The sequence below is a fragment of the Actinomycetospora chlora genome, from assembly GCF_039542135.1.
In the GTDB taxonomy this organism is placed as follows: Bacteria; Actinomycetota; Actinomycetes; order Mycobacteriales; family Pseudonocardiaceae; genus Actinomycetospora; species Actinomycetospora chlora.
Genome location: NZ_BAABHO010000027.1, coordinates 18,960 through 42,192, shown reverse-complemented (window position 1 = coordinate 42,192; position 23,233 = coordinate 18,960). Strand labels below are relative to the sequence as shown.

The following is a 23,233-nucleotide window of genomic DNA, read 5'->3' as shown; positions in this document are numbered from 1 at the left end:
CGCGGACCGGTGCGCCGGCCGCGAAAACCTCATGCCGCTGTCGGACCCCTCTGGGACGGTGGAGGTGTGCCACCAGCCATCGAGGCCGACGGTCTCGTCAAGCGCTTCGGCGCCACCACGGCGCTCGCCGGCGCCAGCTTCTCCGCCACCGAGGGCACGGTGCTCGGCGTGCTCGGGCCGAACGGCGCCGGCAAGACCACGGCGACCCGGGTGCTCGCGACGCTGCTCGCGCCGGACGAGGGCCGCGGGCTGGTCGGCGGGTTCGACGTCGTGACCGAGCCCCACCGCGTGCGCACGCTCATCGGGCTCACCGGCCAGTACGCGGGCGTGGACGAGGCGCTCACCGGCACCGAGAACCTCGTGCTCATCGCCCGCCTGCTCGGGCAGGGCCGGGCGGCGGCGCGGAGGCGGGCCGCGCAGCTGCTGGCCCAGTTCGGGCTCACCGACGCCGCCGGCCGGGCCGCGCGCACCTACTCCGGGGGCATGCGCCGGCGTCTCGACCTCGCGGCGTCGCTGGTCGGGCGCCCGCGCATCCTCTTCCTCGACGAGCCGACCACGGGGCTCGACCCGGCGAGCCGCAACGAGCTGTGGGACATGGTCCGCGGGCTCACCGACGACGGCGTCACCGTGCTGCTCACCACGCAGTACCTCGAGGAGGCCGACCAGCTGGCCGACGACATCGTCGTCATCGACCGGGGCACCGTCGTGGCGACGGGCACGCCGCTGGACCTCAAGTCGCGGGCCGGCGCCGCGGTGCTGCAGATGCGCCCGAGCCGGCCCGAGGAGCTCGACGCCGTGCGCCGGATCGCCGCCGAGCTGGCCGGCACGGAGCCCACCGTCGAGCAGGGCTCGGTCGCGGTGCCCGCGCCCGACGACGCGCTGATGCCGGCGGTGGTCCGGCGCCTCGACGACATCGGGGTGCGCCTCGCCGAGCTGACGCTGCGGCGGGCCACCCTCGACGAGGTCTTCCTCGCGCTGACCGGGCGGCGCGCGGTCGATCAGGAGCACACCGACGAGTACCGGGAGAGCGCGTGACCCTCGACCGCACGGCGCCCGCACGGCCGTCCGCCGAGGCCGACCCCGGGACACCGCGACCGGCGCGGCGCGTCTCGCCGGGGCGGTGGGCCGGCCAGTCGCTGACGATGGCGTGGCGCAGCATCGTCCAGATCAAGCACAACCCCTCCGAGCTGCTCGACCTGTCGATCCAGCCGATCATGTTCGTGCTGCTGTTCACGTTCGTGTTCGGCGGGGCGATCGGCGGGTCGACCGACGCCTACCTGCAGTTCGCGCTCGGCGGGCTCATCGCGCAGAACGCCCTGTTCCTGACGATCTACACCGCGACCGGTCTGGCGACCGACCTGCAGAAGGGCACGTTCGACCGCTTCCGCAGCCTGCCGATCGCGCGGTCCGCGCCGCTGACCGGGCGCATCCTCGGCGACGTGCTGCGCCAGCTGTGGTCGCTGGTGGTGCTGCTCGCGATCGGCGTCGTGCTCGGCTTCCGCATCACCACGTCGCCGCTCGCGGTGGTGGCGGCGTTCCTCCTGCTCGTGGCGTTCACCGTGGCGTTCTCGTGGACGTCGGTGCTGCTCGGCGTGCTCGCCCGCGACCCGGAGAAGGTCCAGGTCTACGGGTTCACGGTGCTCTTCCCGCTGACCTTCGCGAGCAACGCGTTCGCGCCCACCGAGACGATGCCCGGCTGGCTGCAGGCGTGGGTGTCGATCAACCCCGTGTCGCGCATGGCCGACGCCCTGCGTGGGCTGCTCGTCGGCGGGCCGGTGGCCGGCAACGTCGTCGCGACGCTCCTGTGGGGCGCCGCGTTCGCCGCGGTCTTCGCGCCGCTGGCGGTCTGGGCCCTGCGGACCCGCGTGTGAGGGCCACCATGGGGGCATGACCGAGCAGCTCGCCGCGCGGGCGGACACCGACGGGATCCCCGACGACCTCGTCGAGCGGGCCGTCGCGCGGGCGGACCGGTGGGCCCGGGCCGGCGCGGCGGCCGACCCCGGCACCGGGCCGTCGGCGCAGCTCGCGGCGCTGATGCACGACCCCGCGGGCGTCGAGTTCACGCTGCGCTTCGTCGACCGCGTCGCCCGGCCGGCCGACGACCGCGTGGCCGCCCGCGAGCTGGCCCGTCTCGCGGGGCGCGGCGGGACGCTGCCGGAGTTCGTCCGCGGGATCGACCGGGTGCTGCTGCGGGCCGGCGCGCGCCTGGCGCCGGGGTTCCCGCGGGTCGTCGTGCCGCTCGCGCGCCGGCGGCTGCGGGCGCTGGTCGGGCACCTCATCGTGGACGCGGACGGCCGTGAGCTCGCGCGACGGCTGGCCGAGGCGCGCGACGAGGGCGTCCGGCTCAACCTCAACCTGCTCGGCGAGGCGGTGCTGGGCGAGGACGAGGCCGACCGGCGCCTCGCGCGCACGATGGACCTGTTGCGCCGCGGCGACGTCGACTACGTGTCGGTCAAGGCGTCGTCGGTGGCGAGCCAGCTCGTGCCGTGGGACCTCGAGGGCAGCCGCGACCGGCTCGTCGAGCGCCTCGTGCCGCTGTTCGCGCTGGCCCGCGACACCGGGTCGTTCGTCAACCTCGACATGGAGGAGTACAAGGACCTCGACCTCACCGTCGCGCTGTTCACCGCGCTGCTCTCGCGCCCGGAGCTGCACGGGCTGTCGGCCGGGATCGTGCTCCAGGCCTACCTCCCCGACGCCCTCGGCGCCCTGGGCGAGCTCGCCGACTTCGCCCGCCGCCGCGTCGCGGACGGCGGCGCGCCGATCAAGGTGCGGCTGGTCAAGGGCGCGAACCTCGCGATGGAGCAGGTGGACGCGGAGCTGCACGACTGGCCGCAGGCGCCCTACCCGTCGAAGGCCGAGGTGGACGCGAACTACGTGCGGCTGCTCGACCGCGCGATCGGCGGCGACCTGGTCGACGCGCTGCGGATCGGCGTCGCGAGCCACCACCTGCACCACGTCGCCCTGGCCGTCGAGCTCGCCGCCGCCCGCGGCGCCGAGCGCCAGATCGACGTCGAGATGCTGCAGGGCATGGCGCCGGCCCAGGCGCGCGTGGTGGCGCACGACGTGGCGGAACAGCTGGTGCTCTACACGCCGGTGGTGCACCGCGGCGACTTCGACGCCGCGGTGTCCTACCTCGTGCGGCGCCTGGAGGAGAACGCGTCGCCGGAGAACTACCTCTACGCGCTGTTCTCCGACGCCGGCCCGGCGTCCTACACCGACCGGTTCCGCGCCTCGGTCCGCGACCGCGACGCGACGCCGGCGACGCCGCGGCGCACGCAGGACCGGACCACCGAGACGCCGGCGATCGGTGAGCGCTTCCGCAACGAACCCGACACCGACCCCTCGCTGCCGGCGAACCGGGACTGGGCGCTGCGGGCCATCGCCGCCCCGGCACCGCCGGTGCGCGAGCCCGAGGTCACCGACCCGCGCGCCGTGGACGCCGTCGTCGAGCGGGCCGCGGCGTCGCCGTGGGGCGACCGGCCGGCCCGGGAGCGCGCGGCGGTGCTGCGGGAGGCGGCGCGGGCGCTGGCGGCGGCGCGGGGCGAGCTGCTGACGGTGATGGTCGGCGAGGCCGGCAAGACGATCGCCGAGGCCGATCCCGAGATCTCCGAGGCGGTCGACTTCGCGGCGTACTACGCGGACCGCGCCGAGGAGCTCGAGGACGCGCCGTTCACGCCCGACCGCGTCGTCGTCGTGACCCCGCCCTGGAACTTCCCGATCGCGATCCCGCTGGGCGGATGCGTCGCCGCGCTGGCGGCGGGCGCGTCGGTGGTCGTCAAGCCTGCGCCGCAGGTGCGGGCGTGCGCCGAGGCGGGCGTGGCGGCCCTGCACCGCGGCGGCATCCCGGCAGACGCCCTGCAGCTCGTGCACACCGACGAGGGGGCGGCCGGGCGGCGGCTCGTGACCCACCCGGCCGTCGACCACGTCGTGCTCACCGGGGCGTCGTCGACCGCGGCGCTCTTCCGCTCGTGGCGGCCCGACCTGCGCCTGGTGGCCGAGACCAGCGGCAAGAACGCCCTGGTGGTGACCCCGAGCGCCGACCCGGACCTCGCCGTCGCCGACCTCGTGCGCTCCGCCTTCGGGCACGCGGGGCAGAAGTGCTCGGCGGCGTCGCTGGCGATCCTCGTCGGGCCGATGCGCTCGACGCGGACCCCGGCCGGGGCACGGTTCCACCGCCAGCTCGTCGACGCCGTCCGCACCCTGCGCGTCGGCCACGGCTCCGATCCGTCGACGACGATGGGGCCGCTCATCGGGCCGCCGGGCGAGGACCTCGAGCGGGCGTTGACCCGCCTCGACCGGGGCGAGAGGTGGCTCGTCGAGCCCCGCCACCTCGGCGGGACGACGTGGTCGCCGGGGGTGAAGGAGCCGGTGGCGGCGGGATCGTGGTTCCACCGCACCGAGTGCTTCGGTCCGGTGCTGGGGCTGATGCACGCCGCCGACCTCGACGAGGCGCTCGCGCTGCAGAACGCCACCGGCTACGGCCTCACCGGCGGCCTGCACGCCCTCGACCCCGACGAGATCGCCCACTGGAGCGAGCGGGTCGAGGTCGGCAACGCCTACGTCAACCGCCACATCACCGGCGCGATCGTGCAGCGGCAGTCGTTCGGCGGGTGGAAGGGCTCGGTGGTGGGCCCGGGTGCGAAGCCGGGCGGGCCGAACTACGTCGCGCAGTTCGGCACCTGGCACGACGGACCGCTCGACGCGCTGCCCGCCGCACCGCTCGAGCCCGCCGCGGCCGACCTGCTCGCCGCCGCGGCACCGGACCTCACCCCCGACGACCTCGCCTGGCTGCGCGCCGCCGCCGCGTCGGACGCCGCGGCGTGGCGCGACGAGTTCGCCGTCGAGCACGACCCGACCGGCCTGCGGGCCGAGGCCAACGTCTTCCGCTACCGCCCGCTGCCCTCCCTGCGCGTCGTCGCCGCCCCGGACGCCGCCCCCCGGGACGTGCTGCGGGTCCGGCTCGCCGCCGCGTGCGCGGGCGTGCCGGTCACCGTGCGCGCCCCGGACGACGTCGCGCCCGGCCCCGGCGAGCGCCTCCGGGTGGTCGGCACGGCGCCGGAGTGGCTGCGGCGCGCGGCCGCGACGGTCGGCGCGTCGCTGGTCGACGCGCCGGTGGTGGCCGACGGCCGGCGGGAGGTGCTGACCGTGCTGCGCGAGCAGGCCGTCAGCGCGACCCGCCACCGGTTCGGGCACGTGGAAGCTTGAGCGCCGGAAGGATCGGGCACCGCCGCGTGTTGCACCGGTCGTGGCACAGATGACGATGTACACGACCAGCTGGTGCGGCTTCTGCCGGCGACTGAAGATGCAGCTCGACCGGGAGGGCATCGGCTACGCCGAGATCGACATCGAGCGCGAGCCCGACGCCGCCGAGATCGTGATGAAGGTCAACGGCGGCAACCGCACCGTCCCGACCGTCGTCTACCCGGACGGCTCCGCGGCCACCAACCCGAGCTTCGCCGAGGTCAAGGACACCCTGGCCCGCGTCGAGGCCGCCTCCTGACCCTCGTCCTGACCCTCGTCGTCACCCGGCGGCGGCCCACGCCTCGAGCATCGCGCGGGCGATGGACACGCCGCCGGGGAGGATGAGCTCCCGGCCGGCACCGGCCTCGAACGCCGTCCCCCCGACGCCCCGGGCGCCCGTCGGCGCACCGTCGCGGTGGGACCAGGCACCCGCGTCGAGCGCGGTCTGCAGCTCCGCGCGCGTGACCCAGCGGGCGCCCTCGATCTCCCCCTCCTGGAGCTTGAGCGGCTGCGCGGGGTCCGCGACGGCCGCAAAGCCGATCATCAGCGAGCGCGGGAACGGCCAGGGCTGCGACCCGAGGTACGAGATCGTGTGCACGTCCACGCCGACCTCCTCTGCGCACTCGCGCGCGACGCACGCCTCGAGCGACTCGCCGGCCTCGACGAAGCCGGCCAGCACCGAGTAGCGCCCCGCCGGCCAGATGGGCTGGCGGGCGAGCAGCACCTGGGCCTGGTCCCCCGTCGTGCCGTCGTGCACCAGGCAGATCATCGACGCGTCGGTGCGCGGGTACTCCTCGTGCCCGTGGGCCCGGCACAGCTGCGCCCAGCCCGACTTGATCGCGTACATCTCCGAGCCGTCGCGGGCGCAGAACCGCGACCGGTCGTGCCAGTTCAGCAGGCTCACGGCGGTGGTCAGCAGGCCCGCGCTGCGGGCGTCGAGGTCGGCGCCCGACGACCGCAGGTCGGTCCAGTTCTCGTGGTCCGGGCCGCCGCCGGCCCGCGACCACTGCTCGGCGGTCATGAAGCCCGAGCCCGCGTCGTTCGACTCGGCCTCCGCGGGGTCGGGCGCGCGCACCGCCCAGAACGCGGTGCCGTCCTCCTCCCCCAGCACGACCGCGCCCTCGGGGATGTCGCCCATCCCGTCGGTCGGGACCAGGGCCAGCGTCAGCGTGCCGTCCGCGGCCCGCTCGGTCGGCGTGCGGCCGTGCGGGTCGACGAGCACGAGGCGCGCGTCCGGCCACAGCGCCTTCGCGTGGTCGGGGTCGACGCGCAGCTGCTCGCGGCGGTCGACCGTCGAGCGCGACAGCGACGGGTCGGCGTCGAGGTGGAACGCCGCGCGCAGGTCGGGGCCCGCGGTGCTCGAGCTCACGGGGTCTCCACCCCGCCGAGGGCCCGGAGCCCGGCGGCGCTCGCCGCGGCGTCGGCCACGACGACACCGGTGAACCGCGTCGGCGCGAAGAAGTCGGCCGCGGCGGCCGCGACCTCGTCGGTGGTGACGGCCTCGATGCGCGCCGGGTGCTCGCGGATCCAGGACGACGAGAGCCCGTGGGCGGCGAGCGAGGCCACCGTCGAGGCGTAGCCGGCCTGCGTCGTCATCGAGATCAGCAGCGACCCGACGAGGTAGCGGCGGGCCGACTCGACCTCGTCGGCCGTCGGCGGCACCACCGCGAGCCGGCCGAGCTCGTAGCGGGTCTCGAGCAGCGCCGGGGCCGTGACCTCGGACGCCACGTCGGTCTCGACCAGCAGCACCGCGCCGTGCGGGTCGAGCTCGAGGCTCGACGACGCGTGGTAGGTGTAGCCCTTGTCCTCGCGCAGGTTCTCCACCAGCCGGGACGAGAAGTAGCCCCCGAGCGCGAGGTTCGCCAGCTGCAGCGCGGGATAGCGGGGGTCGGTCCGGCCCACGGCGGGCGCCGAGAGCCGCAGCTGCGACTGCACCGCGCCGGGACGGTCGACGAGCAGCAGGTCGCGCGGGGTCAGCGCGGGCAGCGCGGGCAGTGCGCGGGCCTCGCCCGTCGTCCACCCGGCCAGCGCCGACTCCACGCGCGCCGCGGCGTCGCCCGGGTCGACGTCGCCGACCACCACGAGCACCGCGCCGCCGGGACGCAGCGCCGAGCCCTGCAGCGCGCGGACGGCGTCGCCGGTGACGGCGCGGACCTCCTCGGGGCGCGGCATCTCGCGGGTCACCGGGTGGTCGCCGTAGCGCCGCTCCTGCAGCGCCCGCCGCGCGATCACCGACGGCTGCGCCGACGCGAGCTCGATCCGCTCGACGAGGCGGTCGCGCTCGCGGGCGAGCTCGTCGTCGGGGTGGGTCGCCGCGAGCAGGACGTCGGCCAGCACGTCGAGCAGGGTGTCGAGGCCCTCGGCCAGCGCGTGGCCGGAGACGGCGAGCCGCTCCGGGTCGACCGAGAAGCCGAGCTCCCCGCCGACGCCGGCGAGGTCGTCGTCGATGCCGATGCGGCTGCGCGAGCGCGTACCGGACAGGATCGTGGTGGACAGCAGCTCGGCGACCGCGGCGTGGTCGGATGCGGCCGTCCCGCTCGGGTCCGCGAACGGCACCCGCAGCCGCACCTCGACCATCGGCACGTCCGGGCGGCGGACCGCGATGACCCGCAGGCCCGACGCGAGGACGGTGTCGACCTCGTCGGGCGCGGGCACCGAGCGCTGCGGGCCCAGCGGGGGCAGCGGGCGCGGCCCGGCGGGCGTGCTGCCGATCTCCTCGGCGCTGCGGCGGGTCGCGCTGGTCGGCGCGCTCATGCGCCACCCCCCGGCGTCACGGTGAGGACGGCGCGGGCGTCGGGGCGCAGGCGCCCGGCCGCGTCGGCGACGGCGGCCGGCTCGACGGCGGCCAGCATGCCCGGCAGCTCGTCGGCGAGCTCGGCGCGGCCCTGCACGAGCTCCGCGGAGCCGAGCGCGAGCATCCGGCTCATGAGCCGGTCGTGCTCGCGGTGCAGCGATGATGCCCAGCGCGCCGTCACCCGGCGCAGCTCCTCGGGCTCGGGGCCCTGCGCGGCGAGCCGGGCCAGCTCGTCGTCCACGGCGCCGAGGATGCGGTCGGGGTCGACCGTCGCGGGGTGCACGGCGGTGATCGTGAACGTGTCGGGGTCGCGGGCGTCCAGCGGGGCGCCCATCAGACCGCAGGAGGCGGACACGTCGGTGACGAGCTCGTCGCCGTAGACCAGGCGCTGCGTCAGCCGCGCGGCCTCGCCGTCGGTGAGCAGGCTGGCCAGCACCGCGTGCGCGAGGTAGCCGGGCAGGTCGGTGTCCGGGTCGGGCAGGCGGTACCCGACGGCGAGCGCGGGCAGCGGCGCGTGCGCGTCGACGACGGCGTCGCGGCGCTCCCGGTCCGGTGGGGGTTCGGCGAAGCTGGGCCGCGACGGCACCGGCCGGGCGGGGATGTCCCCGAAGTGCTTCTCGACGAGCGCCGCGGCCTCGTCCGGGTCGAGGTCGCCGACGACGGTGAGCACGGCGTTGCCCGGCGCGTAGTAGGCGTCGAAGAACGCGGCGGCGTCGTCGAGGTCGGCCTGCTCGAGGTCGGTGAAATCGCCGTAGCCGTTGTGGGCGTTCGGGTACGTGTCGTAGAGCACCGGCGGCAGCAGGATCCAGGGGAAGCCGCCGTAGGGCCGGTTGAGGACGTTGAGCCGGATCTCCTCCTTGACCACGTCCACCTGGTTGCGCAGGTTCTCCGGCGTCAGGCGCGGCGCGCGCAGCCGGTCGGCCTCGAGGAACAGCGCCCGCTCGAGCGCCGCCGAGGGCAGCACCTCGAAGTAGTTCGTGTAGTCCTGGTGGGTCGAGCCGTTGAACACCCCGCCCGAGGACTGCACGTGGCGGAAGTGCGCGAGCTTCTCCAGGCTCTCCGAGCCCTGGAACATCAAGTGCTCGAAGAGGTGCGCGAACCCGGTGCGGCCCTCCGGCTCGGAGCGGAAGCCGACGTCGACGTGGACGGCGACGCCCACGACGGGCGCGGCCGGGTCGGGCACCAGGAGCACGCGGAGCCCGTTGTCGAGCACGTGGCGGTGCAGCCCCTGGGAGGGGGCGGTCACGCTGGAGGTCACACGGTCAGAACCTACCCGCGGTGCGGTCCGGCAGCCGGACGGCGCGGCGTGGTGCGACCGCGCGCACCCTGCTGCCGCCGTCCGGCGTCGAGGGCGCTGGGACGTCCGGCGCGGGTGGAGCGCCCGGGCCGCGCCGACGGGCGGTGCGGGGCGCGGCGCGGCTCCCGGCCGGTCGTGCTGACGGTGGTGACCGGCCGCGCGGGCGGCCGCGCGGGCGCGGGCCGTGCGGCCCGGCGGGAGCGCTCGCGGACGACGGCCACGAGCAGCCCGCCCATCCCGAGCGCGGCGACGCCGGTGAGCAGCACCGCGAACCGGTCGGTCAGCGGCGACTCGGCGGGACCGGCCGCCGCCAGCGGCGCCGACGAGCCGGTGCCGGCCAGGCGGGCCGGGGTGGCCGCGGGCTCGGTGCCGACGAAGGCCATCCGCACCGTGACGCGGGTGGCGACGGGCGTGCCGCACGCGTCGAGGGCCATCAGCCGCCGGCCGGCCGGCCCGTCGACCACGACGGTGTCGCGGGGGTCCGCGGCGAGGCAGGAGCTGGTGGCGACGACCGTGGCCGGGCCGACCGTCTCGACCGCGGCCGGCGCCTGGGCGGTGCCCCCCGTGCCGTCGCCGCCGAGGGCGCGCGAGGGGAACGCCGTCGCCAGCAGCCAGAGCGCGAGCGCGGCGCCGACGGCCAGCGCCAGCAGGACGCCGAGCACCCGGACGCGGCGCCCGGAGCGCGCCGCTCGACGGGGTGTCCGCCGCGGTGACCCGCCGGTCCCGCGCACCAGGTGGGAACGATCCAGATGCGGGCCCGCCGCAGCCCCCGTGAGTGACACGGGCGGGATTCAAACACCCGCGACGCCCCCACGATCGAGGCATCCGCGACGCTCACGATCAGGCGTCTGCTACGGCGGTCCGGGGACGTCCGCGCGGCCGTCACCGGCGCCGACGCCGCCGCGCGGCCGGCTCCGGTGACGGTCCGTCGGACCCGTTCGGACGGGTGGGTGAGCCGGGCCCGCGGGCCGGCTCCCCGTCCGTGCCGGTACACGATCAGGCGAACGCGTCCACGCCCGTCCGCTCGGCCGAGATCGCCCAGAGGCGCGCGGCCGCGTCGGGGTCGACGGCGTAGTCGCGCACACCGCGGGCGCCGGCCTCGGGGGCGACCTCGGCGACCTCGCAGTCCTCGAGGTAGAGCCCGCCGCGCCTGGCGAGCTGCGGCGAGGTGGCCGCCCAGACCTCGGTGGCCGCGCCCTGCTCGGGGGTCTTGAAGTTCGCGGCGGCCTCCGGGGTCGGGTTGCCGTCCTCGTCGAGCCACCCGAGGGCGACCATCTCCGCGCGCGGCAGGTGGCGCTGCAACGGGGTCATGATGCCGCCGGGGTGCAGCGAGAACGCCCGCACGCCCCGGTCGGCGGCCAGGGCGTCGAGGTGCACCGCGAACAGGACGTTCGCGGTCTTCGACTGCCCGTAGGCCTGCCACTTCTCGTAGGGCTCGACGCGCCAGTCGAGGTCGTCGAAGCGCACCGGCGAGCGGTGGTGCCCGCGGGAGGACACCGACACGACGCGGGCGTCGCGGCCCCGGGCGATCGCCGGCCACAGGCGGTTGACCAGCGCGAAGTGGCCGAGGTGGTTGGTGGCGAACTGGGCCTCCCAGCCGGGGCCGACCCGCGTCTCCGGCGTGGCCATGATGCCCGCGTTGTCGATCATCATGTCGATCGCGCGGTCCGTCGCGAGGAAGCGGTCGGCGAAGGCGGCGACGCTGTCGAGGTCGCCCAGGTCGAGGGCGTCGGTCTCCACGCGCTCCATCCCGTCGAGCGCCTCCTTCGCCGCGTCGGGGCGGCGGGCGGGGACGACGACGTGCGCGCCCGCGGCGGTCAGGGCCCGCGTGGCCTCGAGCCCGAGACCCGAGTAGCCGCCGGTGACGACGGCCAGGCGGCCGGTGAGGTCGAGGCCCGCGAGGACCTCGGTGGCGGTGGTGTGTGCTCCGAAGCCGGAGCCGATCGGCTGCTGTGCCGTGCTCATGATCCCGACGCTAGGTCTTCGAGCGCGCTCTCACGCAAGCCCGCGCTCGCCCAGCATCCGCCACAGGTGCGCGGTGGCCTCGGCCCCGGAGAGCAGCAGCGGCAGCACGGCCCGCTCGTCGGGGGCGTGGATGCGGTCCGACGGGAGCATGACGCCGAGGAACGCCAGCGGGGCGCCGAGCTCGGTGGACAGCAGCGCCTCCGGCCCGCTGCCGCCCTCGCGGGCGGGCAGGACCTCGGCGCCCAGCGCCGCCCCCATGGCCTCGCGGATGGTCGTCACCAGCGTCGAGTCGACGTCGCAGACCAGCGGCGGCACCCCCGGACCGCCGGCGATCACCTCGCTGTCGATCCCCGGCGGGGTGCGCGCGTCGACGAACGCCCGGATGCCGTCGAGGACGCGGGCTGGGTCCTGGTCGGCGACGAGGCGGAACGTCAGCTTCGCGGAGGCGGAGTGCGGCACGATCGTCTTGTGGCCGGGGCCGCCGTAGCCGCCGTGCAGGCCGTTGACCTCGGCGGTCGGGCGGGCCCAGAGCCGCTCGTAGGTGCTCCAGCCCGCCTCGCCGGACGTGGCGCGCGCGCCGGCCGCGGAGCCGGCGAGCCAGGCGGGCTCGTCGAAGGGCAGCGCGGCCCAGGCCGCGCGCTCCGCGTCGGTCGGGGGTCGCACGTCGTCGTAGAAGCCGGGCACCTGCACCCGGCCGTCGTCGTCGTGCAGCGCGGCGACGAGCCGGGCGAGCTCGGTGACGGGGTTGGGCACGGCGCCGCCGAACTGCCCGGAGTGCAGGTCCACCGACGCGCCGCGGAAGACGATCTCGGTGTCGACCATGCCGCGCATCCCCGTGCACACGGTCGGGGTGTCGCGGCCGACCATGCCGGTGTCGGTGACGACGATCGCGTCGCAGGCCAGGGCGTCGCGGTGGGCGTCGAGCAGCGCGGCGAGGTGCGCCGAGCCCGACTCTTCCTCGCCCTCGGCGAGCAGCGTCAGGGTGACCGCGGGGGCCTCCGCGCCGGTGGCGGCGAGGTGGGCGGCGAGGCCGAGGCGCACCATCGCGAGGTGGCCCTTGTCGTCGGAGGCGCCGCGCCCGCGCAGCTCCTCCCCCACCACCTCGGGGTCGAACGGCTCGAACGACCAGCCGTCGGCGCGGTCGGCGGGCTGCACGTCGTGGTGGCCGTAGACCAGCACGGTCGGCGCGCCCGGGTCGGCGGCGGGCCACGACGCGTACACGGCGGGCAGGGCGTCGGTGTCGTCCCAGACCTCGACCCGCGGCCAGCCCTCGACCCGCAGCCGCTCGGCCAGCCAGGCCGCGGACCGGGCGACGTCGCCGTGGTGGCCGGGGTCGGCCGAGATCGAGGGGATGCGCAGCCACTCCCGGAGGTCCGCCACGAACGCCTCGGCGCGCGACGCGACCTCCCGGGCCTCGGCACCGGCGGTGCTGGTCATGAGCCCCACGCTAGCCCGCGTCAGCGGAGGCGGACCTCGTGGCGCCGCGCCACCGCGACGATGCCGAGCAGCACCCCGAGGATCACCGGCGTGTACCAGTAGCCCTCGGACAGGAAGAACAGCTGCGCGCCGGTCGCGCCGACCATGAGCGCGACGAGGCAGGCGGCGGCGAGACCGGCCAGCCGTGGCACCAGCAGGCCGATGCCGCCGGCGATCTCGAGAACGCCGACGAGCACGCGGAGCCACGGGCCCGTGCCGAGGTCGTCGAAGATCTGGACCGCGTAGGCCTCGCCGACCAGCTTCGGCGCGCCGGAGCCGAGCACGAACGCCGCGGCGAGCAGCGCCTGCAGCGTCCAGAGCGCGATCGCGACCGGGCGGGGGCGGGCGGCGGGGGGAGCGGTCGTCGGCGCGGTCGTCGTGGTCATCGGGGCCTCCGGGGTGGCGGGACGGTGTGGCGGGAACTCTGTCCGAGCGTCAGTCCTAAGTCAATACTTTTGAGTTTTTCACTCGTACTCTTCCGTCCGGACCGTCCCTCGGGGTGTGCTGGACGCGTGACGCCCCACGGCTGGACACCCGGACCGGAGTTCACGACGCGGCCCGTGCTCGAGGGCACGGTCGGTATGGCCGCCGCGACGCACTGGGCCGCGGCGGCGACGGCAATGGGCGTGCTGGAGCGGGGCGGCACCGCGTTCGACGCCGCCGTGGCGGGCGCGTTCGTCCTGCACGTGACCGAGCCGCACCTCAACGGCCCCGGCGGCGATCTCGTGGCGATCTTCGCGACGGCCGGCGACCCCACGCCGCGGGTCCTCGACGGGCAGGGCCCGGCGCCGGCGGGCGCCTCCGTGGCGCACTTCCGCGCGAAGGGGCTCGACCGCGTGCCGGGCGCGGGCGCGCTCGCCGCGGCGATCCCGGGCGCGGTGGACGCCTGGTTCCTGCTGCTGCGCGACCACGGCACCTGGGAGGTCGGCGACGTCCTCGCGCCGGCGATCGGCTACGCCCGCGGCGGCGTGCCCGCCGTCCCGCGGCTGGCCAGCACGGTGGCGACGGTGGCGGACCTCTTCCGCGAGCACTGGCCGACCTCGGCCGCGCTGTGGCTGCCCGGCGACCGGGTGCCGGCGCCGGGCGAGGTGCTGCGCAACCCGGCGTGGGCGGACACCCTCGTCCGCCTCGCGGAGGCCGCGCAGGGCCGGGACCGGGCGGCGCGCATCGACGCGGTGCGCACGGTGTGGGCCGAGGGGTTCGTCGCCGAGGCGCTCGCGGCGTCGGTCCGCACGCCGCACCGCCACTCGTCGGGCACCCACCACGCGGGCGTGCTGACGGTGGACGACACCGCCGGCCACCGCGCGGGGGTGGTCGACGCGGCCATCGGGGAGTTCCGCGGCCACCGGATCGCGAAGAGCCCGGCCTGGGGGCAGGGGCCGGCGCTGCTCGCCGCGCTCGCCGCGCTCGACGGGGACGACGACGCCGACCTCGACCCGGCGACCGAGGCCGGCGCCCACCTCGTGCTGGAGACGGTCAAGCTCGCGCAGGCCGACCGCGACGCGTGGTTCGGGGAGTCGGGCGACCCGGTCGAGCTCTCCGCGCTCCTGGCCCCGGACTACGTCGCCGCCCGCCGCGCCCTCGTCGGCGCCGAGGCCTCCCCCGACCTGCGGCCGGGCCGCCTCGGCGGGCGCGACCCGGTGCTCGCCGACCTCGCCCTGGCCGGTGCGGACACGGGCATCACCGCCGACGGCACCGTCGGCGAGCCGACCGTGACCCTCGCCGGCGAGACGAAGGGCGACACCTGCCACCTCGACGTCGTCGACCGCGCGGGCAACATCGTCTCGGCGACGCCCTCGGGCGGCTGGCTGCAGTCGTCGCCGACCGTGCCGGAGCTGGGCTTCGCTCTCGGCACCCGGCTGCAGATGACGTGGCTGCAGGAGGGCCTGCCCTCGACGCTGACACCCGGCCGGCGACCCCGCACGACGCTGACCCCGACGCTCGTGCTCGACGGCGCGGGCCCGGTGGCGGCGCTCGGCACGCCGGGCGGCGACCAGCAGGACCAGTGGCAGCTGCTCTACCTGCTGCGCACCCTCGTCGGCGGCTACGACCCGCAGCAGGCCATCGACGCGCCGGCGCTGCACACCACGTCGTCACCCAGCTCGTTCTGGCCCCGCGGCCGCGTGCCGGCCGGCGCCGTCGTGGAGGACCGGCTCGGTGACGACGTCGTCGCGGGCCTGGAGCGCCGGGGGCACCGCGTCACGCGCAGCGGGCCGTGGAGCCTGGGGCGGCTCTCGGCGGTGGGGATCGACCGGTCCCGCGGCGTGCTGTGGGGCGCGGCCAACCCGCGGGGGATGCAGGGGTACGCGGTCGGGCGGTGATCTCCTCGCCCTGCCAGGGTGCACGGCATGATCTCGCCGACTCGCTGGGTCGAGCTCCCCTATCGGCGTGCTCGTCTGATCGCTGCGTCTCCCGCGGGAGCCCTCGCCGGCACGCTGCTGACCGCCGGCGTGCTCCACGGCGTCGTACCGCAGCCCTTCGACACGATCGTGCCGCCGTGGCTGCCGGGGTCGGCGCGGTTCTGGACCTACGCCAGCGGGGTCGCCGAGGTCGCCGTCGGGACCGCCGTCGCCGTCCCGCGGACCCGCCGGCTCGGGGCGCTCGCCGCGGCAGCACTGTTCGTCGCGGTGTTCCCCGCCAACGTGCAGATGGCGTGGGACTGGCGGCGCCGCTCGTGGCCCTGGCGCGCGGTGGCGTTCGGGCGCCTGCCGCTGCAGGCGCCGATGATCGCCCACGCGCTGCGGGTGCGGCGGGAAGCCTAGGGGTTGCCCCGGGGGCGCAGGGCGCCGTTCGGCAGCGCGGGCGCGGGGAGGCGGGCGGCGTCGCCGGTGCGGCCGTCGCGGGCGACGTAGCCGGGGACGTCGCCGAAGCGCTCGCCGCCCGCCTCCCAGTCGGCGCGGAAGGCGGCGATCTCGTCGTGGGTGCGGGCCACGAAGTTCCACCACATGACGATCTGCTCGCCGAACGGCGGGCCGCCGAGGAGCAGGACCCGGGCCTGCTCATCGGCCGTGATCTCCAGTCGTGACGGGCCGGCGGGCACGGCGCCGAGCTCCGCGGGCGCCAGCGCACGGCCCTGCAGCGTCACCGACCCGCGGTCGACGAGCAGGCCGTGCTCGAAGGCCGGGTCGACGTCGAGCACGAGCCGGGTGTCGGGCTCGAGGAGGAGCTCGGCGCCGAGCAGCGGCGACGCGGTGCGCACCGGCGAGGTGACCCCGGCGAGCCGGCCGAGGAAGACCCGCGCGGTCGCGCCCGGCGTCGGGCTGACCGGGTCGGGCGCGTGGTGGGCGAAGTCGCGCGGGGCGTCGCGGGCGTGGTCGGGCAGCGCGACCCACAGCTGCACGCCGTGCAGCACCGTCGTGGACGGCGTGCTGACCTCGGAGTGCGCGATGCCGTGCCCGCCGGTCATGAGGTTGAGCTCGCCGGGCCGCACGATCGCGTGCACGCCGTGGCTGTCGCGGTGCTCGACCTCGCCGGTGAACAGCCAGCTCACCGTGGCCAGGCCCGTGTGCGGGTGGGGCGGGACATCCATCCCGCCGCTCGCCGTCGTGTCGTCCGGGCCGTAGTGGTCGACGAAGCACCACGCGCCGATCAGCGAGCGCTGCCGCTGCGGCAGCGTGCGCCGCACGGTCATCGCGCGCGGCCCGCCGAGCGGCACCTCCCGCGGCGTGAGGACCTCGACGGGGCTGTCCGTGCCGCCGGGGGCGCAGGCGACCTCGGCGGGCGCGGTCTCGGTGTTGCTCACCCCGTCGATGATGCCCCTCGTCAGCGGGGGTCGGGGTCGACGTCCTCGGGCGGGCCGTCGTCGCGGTCCGGGTCGGCGTCCAGGTCGCGGGGATCGGCGCCGGCGATGGGTGCCTCCGGGTCGCCCTCGGGCACGCGGTCCTCCGCGGGCACCGCGGCGACGAGCGCGCGCAGGCCGTCCGCGTCGAGCAGGTCGGCCGGGGCGACGGTTCGGTCGTGCCGCACGTAGTACAGCTGCGCGCGCACCTGCTCGACCGGGAGACCCGACAGCGCCGACCACGCGAGGCGGTACGCCGCGAGCTGCACCGCCAGCGCCGGCAGCGCGTCGTCGCGGGGCACCCCGCCGGTCTTCCAGTCGACCACCGTCGCGCCGCCGTCGGCGTCGGCGAAGACGGCGTCGATGCGCCCGCGCACGAGCGTGCCCGCGACCTCGGTCTCGAACGGCACCTCGACCGCCACCGGGGTGCGCGTCGCCCAGCGGCTGGCGGTGAAGCGCTCGCGCAGCTCGGCGGCGTCGGCGGCCCCCGCCGGGTCGGCGGCGGCGTCGGCGTCCTCGTCGGCCGCGCCGGGCAGCTCGTCGAACTCGAGGAGCTCGGTGGCCGAGAACCAGCGCTCCAGCCAGGCGTGGAACTCGGTGCCCCGGCGCGCCCGCGGGTCGGGCGGGCGCGGCACCGGGCGGCGCAGGCGCCGGGCCAGCGCGTCCGGGTCGGCGGCGAGGTCGACGAGCTGGCTGACCGACAGCTGCGGGGGCAGCAGCACCCGGGCGTGCCGGTCGCGGGCCGCGGCGCGCTCGGCGAGCAGCACCTCGATGTCCGCGGCCCAACCCTCGGGGTCGTCCCGGGGCTCGCCGTCCGCGGGCTCGGTCGCTCCGCGGGCCGCCCGGACCAGCGCCGCCCCCTCCTCGACGGCCGCCCGGCGCCGGCCGAGGGGGTCGACCGGCCACGTCGCGTGGTGCACCGCCGCGGCCATGGGGTTGGGCTCGCCCTCCTCCGGGGGCTCGGCCCACACGTCGACGACCCCGCAGCGCCCGCCGCCGGCGGCCGCCAGCTCGCCGACCTCGGCGAGCAGGGCGGACGGGCCCCGCGGCGTCTCCCCGGTCTCGCCCCACCAGTGCCCGGACACCAGCAGCGCGTGCTCCGCCCGGGTCAGCGCGACGTAGAACAGGCGCCGCTCCTCCACCAGCCGGCGGTCGTCGAACGCCCGCTCGTGGGCGTCGAGGCGCTCCTGGACCTCCTTGCGGTCGGCGGCGTCGTCGAGGTCGAGCTCGGGGAGGTCGGGCCGGTCGCCCCGCAGCTCGACGGGCAGCGACGCCACCGACGTCAGCCACGAGCCCGACCGCTTGGCGGCGGGGAACACCTTGTCGACCACGTGCGGCAGCGCGACCAGCTGCCACTCCAGGCCCTTGGCGGCGTGCACGGTGAGCACCTGGACGCGCGTCCCGCCCGTCGCGGGGTCCGCGACGTCGACCTCGCCCGGCGTCAGGCCGTCCTCGGCGTCCTCGGCGGCGTCGAGGTAGGCCAGCAGCGCGGTGACCGTCGCCGTGCCGCCGGACGCGACGGCGCCGGTGGTGAAGTCGGCGACGACCTCGGCGAACGCGTCGAGGTGGGCGCGGCCGACCGGGCCCGGGCGGGCGGCGGTCTCGACGTCGAGCAGCAGCACGCGCTCGACGTCGGCGACGAGGTCGACGAGCGGGGCGGTGACCCGCCGGCGCAGCATCGCCAGCTCGCGCGCGAGGTGGGTGATGCGCTCGAGGCCAGCGGCCGAGTAGCGCCCGGGCGGGCCCGGGTCGTCGAGCGCGTCGACCAGCCCCGCGCGTTCGGCGTGCTCCCCTGGCAGGGCGGCGGCCACCGGGTCGGGGACGGCGTCACTCACCGTCGGACCGTGGTCGACAGGGGCGGCGAGCTCCCGGGCCCGGCGCCAGAGCGCGGCGAGGTCGGCCCCGCCGACCCGCCAGCGGGCCCCGGTGAGCAGGCGGACCGCGGCACCCCCGGCCAGGGGGTCGACCACGAGGCGCAGCGCGGAGACGACGTCGCGGACCTCGGGCTCGTCGAGCAGGCCGCCGAGCCCGACGACCTCGACGGGCAGGTCGCGGGCGCGCAGGGCGGCGGCCAGCGCGCTCATGTCGGCGCGGCGCCGCACGAGCACGGCGGTGGTCGGCGGCTCGCCGCCGGCGTCGGCCGCGGCGCGCCACCGGTCGGCGACGGCGTCGGCCAGCCAGCCGCGCTCGGTCTCGACGTCGGTGTGCAGCGCGACCCGCACGTCGCCGGCCGGGGCGCCGGGCCGGGGCCGCAGCTCGTCGACGGGGACCCCGCCGGCCCGGAGGGGCTCGGCGATGCCGTTGGCCAGCGCGAGGACCTCGGGCGGGTTGCGGAAGCTCGTGAGCAGGCCGTGGCGGCCGGCGGCGACCCACTCGCCGTCGGCGTCGGCGCGCGGGAAATCGGTGACGAACCGGGGCAGGTTGGCCGCGCTCGCGCCGCGCCAGCCGTAGATCGACTGGAACGGGTCGCCGACCGCCGTCACCGAGGTGTTCTCGTCGCCGGCGAACAGCGACCGCAGCATGATCCGCTGGGAGTGGCCGGTGTCCTGGTACTCGTCGAGCAGCACCGCGCGGAAGGCCGCGCGCTCGGCGAGCCCGACCTCCTCGTGGGCCTCGGCGAGCCGGGCGGCGGCGGCCATCTGGTCGGCGAAGTCGAGGCAGCGCTCGGCGCGCTTGCGGGCGGCGAGCTCGGCGACCAGCGGGAGCAGCGCGGCCCGGAAGCGCTGGGCGGCGACCTTGCCGGCGAGCGTCTGCGGCAGCGCCTTGCCCTGCCCCTTCGCGCGGGGGGCGTCCTCGACCGCGCGGGCGAAGCGCTCGGCGTGGACGCGCAGCGCCTCGGGATCGGCGAGGTGCTCGCCGAGCTCGCCCGCCAGCGCCTGCACGAGCGCGGTGACCGTGGCGGGCACGCGGTCGGTGTCGAGGTCCGCGGCCCAGGTGGCGACGATGCGGTGGGCGAGCTGCCAGGACGCGGTGGGCGAGAGCAGCCGGGCGCCCGGGTCGACGGGCAGGCGCAGGCCGTGCTCGGTGAGCAGGCGGCCGGCGTAGGCGTGGTAGGTCGAGATGGTGGGCTCGCCGGCGCGGGCGGCGAGGCGCCGGTCGCCGGTGGGGTCGAGCTCGTCGAGCAGCGGCGACGCGGCGAGCACCCGTAGGCGCCGGCGCACGCGGTCGGCGAGCTGGCCCGCGGCCTTGCGCGTGAACGTCAGGCCCAGCACCTGCTCGGGGCGGACCAGGCCGTTCGCCACCAGCCACACCACGCGCGCTGCCATCGTCTCGGTCTTGCCCGAGCCCGCGCCCGCCGTGACCAGCGCGGGCTCGGTGGGGGCGCCGACGACCGCGGCCTGCTCGTCGGTGGGGCGGCGCAGGCCGAGGCGCTCGGCGAGCTCGACGGGGTCGACCAGGCCCGTGGGCAACGCGATCGCGGTCACGGCACCTGCCTGCCCGAGGTGTGCACCGGGCAGGCCGTGCGGACCGGGCACCGGTCGCACGTGTCGTTCTCGCGGCCGACGAAGACGGGGCCCTCGGTGGCCCGGGCCGCGGCGGCGACAGCCTCGCGCCACTGCGCGAGGCCCTCGTCGTCGAGCGGCTCCTGCGCGCGCTCCTTGGCCGCGCCGCCGGCCCGCGAGAGGTAGACCAGCCGGGCGCCGCCCGGCGTGGTGCGCGCCGGGGTCTGGTGCGGGCCGGCGAGGGTCTCGGCGAAGGCGCCCAGCGCGGTGGCGAGCTGGTAGACCGCGAGCTGGGGGTGCGCCTCGGCGTCGGCCTTCGAGATCGGCGTCTTGCCCGTCTTGACGTCGATGATCACCGGGCGGCCGTGCGGGTCGATCTCGAGCCGGTCGACCCGCCCGCGCACCCGCACGCCCTCGGCCACGGCGACCTCCAGCTCCCGCTCGACGGCGACCTCGGTGAGGTGGGCGCGCGTCTGCTCCCGCCAGGCGAGGAACGACCCCAGCATCCGGCGGGTGTTGGCGAGCTCCCGGCGCGAGAACCACGGGGCGCCGGCATCCACCGAGGCCCACGCGACGTCGAGGGCCTCCTGCAGCTCCCGCTCCCCCGCGCCCTCGGCGGCACGCTGCACGAGGGCGTGGACCAGCGAGCCCGTGACCGACGCGAGCGAGTCGCCGTCGTCGCCGCCGTGGGTCTGCAGCGCCCAGCGCAGCGGGCACGTCAGGATCGTCTCCACCGCGCTCGGGCTGACCGACACCGGCGTGCCCGGCGCGCGCAGCGGCGCGTCGGTGGACGGGCCGAGCAGGCCGTACCAGTCGTCGGGGTCGGCGCCCGGGACGCGCGCGTCGGCGAGGCGGGCCAGGCCGGCCGCGGCGCGCTCGCGCTGCCGCGGGTCGGCGTCCGGGTCGGTGACGGCACGGCGCAGCTCGCCGACCAGCTCGGCGAGCACCAGCGCGCGCCCGGGGCGGCTGCGCGGGCGCTGGGCGTCACCCGGATCGTCGGCCACCGGGCCGCCGTCGACGTCGTCGAGGAAGCGGCTGGGCGTGACGTCCTCGGCCTCCACGGCGCTGACGTGCGCCGCGCGGCGCGCCCGCGAGAGCGCCACCGCGAACAGCCGCCGCTCCTCGGCGAGCAACGGCGCCTGACCCGACACCGCCGGGTCGTCGGGGACGCCGGCGAGCACGTCGACCAGGCGCTCGACGCCGAGCAGGGTGCCGCGGCGGCGCAGGTCCGGCCACGTGCCCTCCTGGACGTCCGGGACGACGACGACGTCCCACTCGCGCCCGCGGGCGGCGTGGGCGGTGAGCACGGCGACGGCCTCGCCGTCCGGGGCGCGGGGGGCGAGCGTGTCGGCGCGGATCCGCTGGTCGTCGGCCTGGGCGACGAAGCCCGCGACGGTGCCGCCCGGGAGGTCCTCGACGTAGCGCGCGGCGCGCTCGACCAGGGCGACGACGGCGTCGAGGTCGCGGTCGGCCTGCGCCCCGGTGACCCCGCCGCGCTCGCTGGCCGCCACCCACCGGCGCTGCAGCCCGCTGCGCTCCCACACCGCCCACAGCACGTCGGGCACCGAGGCGCCCGCGCGGATGGCGTGCGCGCCGGCGGCGAGGAGCTCGCCGACGCGGGCCAGCGGCGCGGCCTCCGACGGGCTGAGCAGCGCGAGGGGGTTCGGCTGTTCCTCGACGTGGTCGCGCAGCGCGTCGACGATGAGGGCGTCGCTCGGGGTGTCCGGCGCGCCGCCGCCGGCCTCGTGACGGCGCAGCAGGCCGCGGCGCAGGCGGCGCACGGCCAGCGGGTCGGCCCCACCGAGCGGGGAGGACAGCAGCGCGAGCGCGATGTCGGCGTCGAGACGGGGCGGGTCCGCGGCGCAGCGCAGCACGGTGAGCAGCGGGGCGACAGCGGGCAGCGCCGCCAGCGGGGTGTCGTCAGCGGGCACGGCGAGCGGGACGCCGGCGGCGAGCAGGGCGCGGCGCAGTGGCGGCAACGAGCCCGCCACCGACCGCACGAGCACCGCCATGCGCGACCACGGCACGCCGTCGGTGAGGTGGGCGCGGCGCAGCCGGTCGGCCACCGCGGCGGCCTGGCGGCCGGCTGTGGCGTAGACGTCGACGGTGAGGCGGCCCTCGTCGCCGGTCGCGTCGCCGGGCGGCGCGTGCCGCGTCCGGCCCGGGCCCGTGCCCGGCAGCGCGCCGACGACGCGGGCCACGGCGTCGCGCAGGACCGGGCGGCTGCGGTGATCGGTGCGCAGCACGACGGTCGCGAGCCCGCCCGGGTCGGCGTCGCGCAGCAGCGCGGGATCGGCGCCGCGGAAGCCGAGCACCGAGGAGTCCGGGTCGCCGGCGAGCACCCAGTCGTCCGCGGCGGCGCCCAGCGCGCGGGCGAGCTCGACCTGCTGGGGGTCCATGTCCTGCACGTCGTCGACCACGAGGTGGCGCACGGCCGCGCGCTCGACCTCGAGCAGCTCGGGGTCGGCGACGAAGGCGTCGAGCACCGCGGCGACGAGCTCGGCGGCGTCGAGCGGCGGCGCGCTCGCGAGAGGGTTGGCCGACCCGGCCGCGGCCCGCAGGAGCGTGACCTCCTCGTAGGTGCGGTAGAAGCGCCCGGCCGCCTGCCAGGCGGGCACGCCGTACTGCTTGCCGAGGTCGGCCAGCTCGCGGGGCCCGAGGCCGCGCTCGGCGGCGCGCAGCAGGAGATCGCGCACCTCGCCGGCGAAGGCGGGGGCCTCCAGCGCCGGGCGCATGCGCGGCGGCCAGCCCGACGGCGCGCCGACCTCCGCGACCTCGCCGGCCAGCAGCTCGCGCACCATCGCGTCCTGCTGGGCGCCCGGCAGCAGGCGCGGCGGCGCCTCGCCCCGCCGGGCGGCGTGGCGGCGCAGCACGGCGAAGGCGTAGGAGTGCACGCTGCGCACCAGCGGCTCGGCCGCGGCCCGGGCGCTCTCCGTGCCGCCCGCGAGCACCCGGCGACGGGCGGCGATCCGCTCGCGCAGGGCGGCCGCGGCCCGCCGGTCGCCCACGAGCACCAGGGGACGTGCCGCCGCGTCGGAGTGGAGCAGCCGCGCGACCCGCTCGGCGAGCAGCGTCGTCTTGCCCGTGCCCGGCCCGCCGAGCACGCGCAGGAACCCGGCGTCGTGCTCGACGACCCGCCGCGCGGCGTCGTCGAGCACCAGCTCGCCGGGCACCCACGGGGCGGCGCGGCGCAGCTCGGGAGCCCGGTCGGCACTCGTCGGGGCGGTCACGCCCACCAC

The 23,233-nt window shown here is 77.3% G+C and carries 16 protein-coding genes; 6 read left to right on the top strand and 10 right to left on the bottom strand.

The window, feature by feature from the left end; all coding sequences use genetic code 11:
* The first annotated feature begins 66 nt into the window (after positions 1 to 66).
* From ABD994_RS17325 to ABD994_RS17310, 4 genes are read left to right on the top strand one after another with little or no spacing between them, the layout of a single operon-like run.
* Entirely contained in the window at positions 67 to 1,035 is a 969-nt protein-coding gene (locus tag ABD994_RS17325) for an ATP-binding cassette domain-containing protein (RefSeq protein WP_345417472.1), read from the top strand.
* Positions 1,032 to 1,871 carry an ABC transporter permease gene (locus tag ABD994_RS17320; RefSeq protein WP_345417469.1) on the top strand — a complete coding sequence of 280 codons (840 nt, stop codon included), beginning with the start codon at positions 1,032 to 1,034 and terminating at the stop codon, positions 1,869 to 1,871. The genes ABD994_RS17325 and ABD994_RS17320 overlap by 4 nt, the downstream gene beginning before the upstream one ends.
* Positions 1,872 to 1,887: 16 nt before the next feature.
* Positions 1,888 to 5,205, top strand: a complete 3,318-nt coding sequence (locus ABD994_RS17315) for a proline dehydrogenase family protein (protein ID WP_345417466.1) — start codon at positions 1,888 to 1,890, stop codon at positions 5,203 to 5,205.
* Between the two features lie 49 nt (positions 5,206 to 5,254).
* A complete protein-coding gene (locus tag ABD994_RS17310) occupies positions 5,255 to 5,500 on the top strand; it encodes a mycoredoxin (RefSeq protein WP_345417463.1) in 246 nt (81 codons plus the stop codon).
* 21 nt (positions 5,501 to 5,521) lie between these two features.
* Here the strand turns inward: ABD994_RS17310 and nudC are convergent, their stop codons facing one another.
* The 7 genes from nudC to ABD994_RS17275 form a co-directional block, all read right to left on the bottom strand.
* Positions 5,522 to 6,610, bottom strand: coding sequence for an NAD(+) diphosphatase (gene nudC / locus ABD994_RS17305; protein WP_345417460.1), 1,089 nt, complete (start codon positions 6,608 to 6,610; stop codon positions 5,522 to 5,524).
* Positions 6,607 to 7,995, bottom strand: coding sequence for a M16 family metallopeptidase (locus tag ABD994_RS17300; protein WP_345417457.1), 1,389 nt, complete (start codon positions 7,993 to 7,995; stop codon positions 6,607 to 6,609). The genes nudC and ABD994_RS17300 overlap by 4 nt, the downstream gene beginning before the upstream one ends.
* Positions 7,992 to 9,293, bottom strand: coding sequence for a M16 family metallopeptidase (locus ABD994_RS17295; protein ID WP_345417454.1), 1,302 nt, complete (start codon positions 9,291 to 9,293; stop codon positions 7,992 to 7,994). Before ABD994_RS17295 ends, ABD994_RS17300 begins: the two co-directional genes overlap by 4 nt.
* 11 nt (positions 9,294 to 9,304) lie before the next feature.
* Positions 9,305 to 10,063, bottom strand: a complete 759-nt coding sequence (locus ABD994_RS17290; RefSeq protein WP_345417451.1) for a hypothetical protein — start codon at positions 10,061 to 10,063, stop codon at positions 9,305 to 9,307.
* Between the two features lie 265 nt (positions 10,064 to 10,328).
* On the bottom strand, positions 10,329 to 11,297 hold the full coding sequence (locus ABD994_RS17285) for an SDR family NAD(P)-dependent oxidoreductase (protein WP_345417448.1): 969 nt from the start codon (positions 11,295 to 11,297) through the stop codon (positions 10,329 to 10,331).
* Between the two features lie 30 nt (positions 11,298 to 11,327).
* Positions 11,328 to 12,734 carry a M20/M25/M40 family metallo-hydrolase gene (locus ABD994_RS17280; RefSeq protein WP_345417445.1) on the bottom strand — a complete coding sequence of 469 codons (1,407 nt, stop codon included), beginning with the start codon at positions 12,732 to 12,734 and terminating at the stop codon, positions 11,328 to 11,330.
* A gap of 20 nt (positions 12,735 to 12,754) precedes the next feature.
* Positions 12,755 to 13,159: a DoxX family protein gene (locus ABD994_RS17275; protein ID WP_345417442.1), complete on the bottom strand. Its 405-nt coding sequence runs from the start codon at positions 13,157 to 13,159 to the stop codon at positions 12,755 to 12,757.
* A gap of 195 nt (positions 13,160 to 13,354) precedes the next feature.
* Here ABD994_RS17275 and ABD994_RS17270 point away from each other — a divergent pair, with 195 nt between their 5' ends.
* Positions 13,355 to 15,094 carry a gamma-glutamyltransferase family protein gene (locus ABD994_RS17270; RefSeq protein WP_345417577.1) on the top strand — a complete coding sequence of 580 codons (1,740 nt, stop codon included), beginning with the start codon at positions 13,355 to 13,357 and terminating at the stop codon, positions 15,092 to 15,094.
* A 27-nt stretch (positions 15,095 to 15,121) separates the two neighbouring features.
* Complete coding sequence (locus tag ABD994_RS17265) at positions 15,122 to 15,535, top strand: DoxX family protein (protein ID WP_345417439.1); 414 nt, start codon at positions 15,122 to 15,124, stop codon at positions 15,533 to 15,535.
* Here the strand turns inward: ABD994_RS17265 and ABD994_RS17260 are convergent.
* From ABD994_RS17260 to ABD994_RS17250, 3 genes are read right to left on the bottom strand one after another with little or no spacing between them, the layout of a single operon-like run.
* The gene (locus tag ABD994_RS17260; protein ID WP_345417436.1) at positions 15,532 to 16,515 is read right to left on the bottom strand and encodes a pirin family protein; all 984 of its coding nucleotides are present in this window, start codon (positions 16,513 to 16,515) and stop codon (positions 15,532 to 15,534) included. The genes ABD994_RS17265 and ABD994_RS17260 overlap by 4 nt on opposite strands.
* A gap of 20 nt (positions 16,516 to 16,535) precedes the next feature.
* Complete coding sequence (locus ABD994_RS17255) at positions 16,536 to 19,976, bottom strand: ATP-dependent helicase (RefSeq protein WP_345417433.1); 3,441 nt, start codon at positions 19,974 to 19,976, stop codon at positions 16,536 to 16,538.
* Entirely contained in the window at positions 19,973 to 23,224 is a 3,252-nt protein-coding gene (locus tag ABD994_RS17250) for an ATP-dependent helicase (protein WP_345417430.1), read from the bottom strand. Before ABD994_RS17250 ends, ABD994_RS17255 begins: the two co-directional genes overlap by 4 nt.
* Positions 23,225 to 23,233 lie beyond the last annotated feature (9 nt).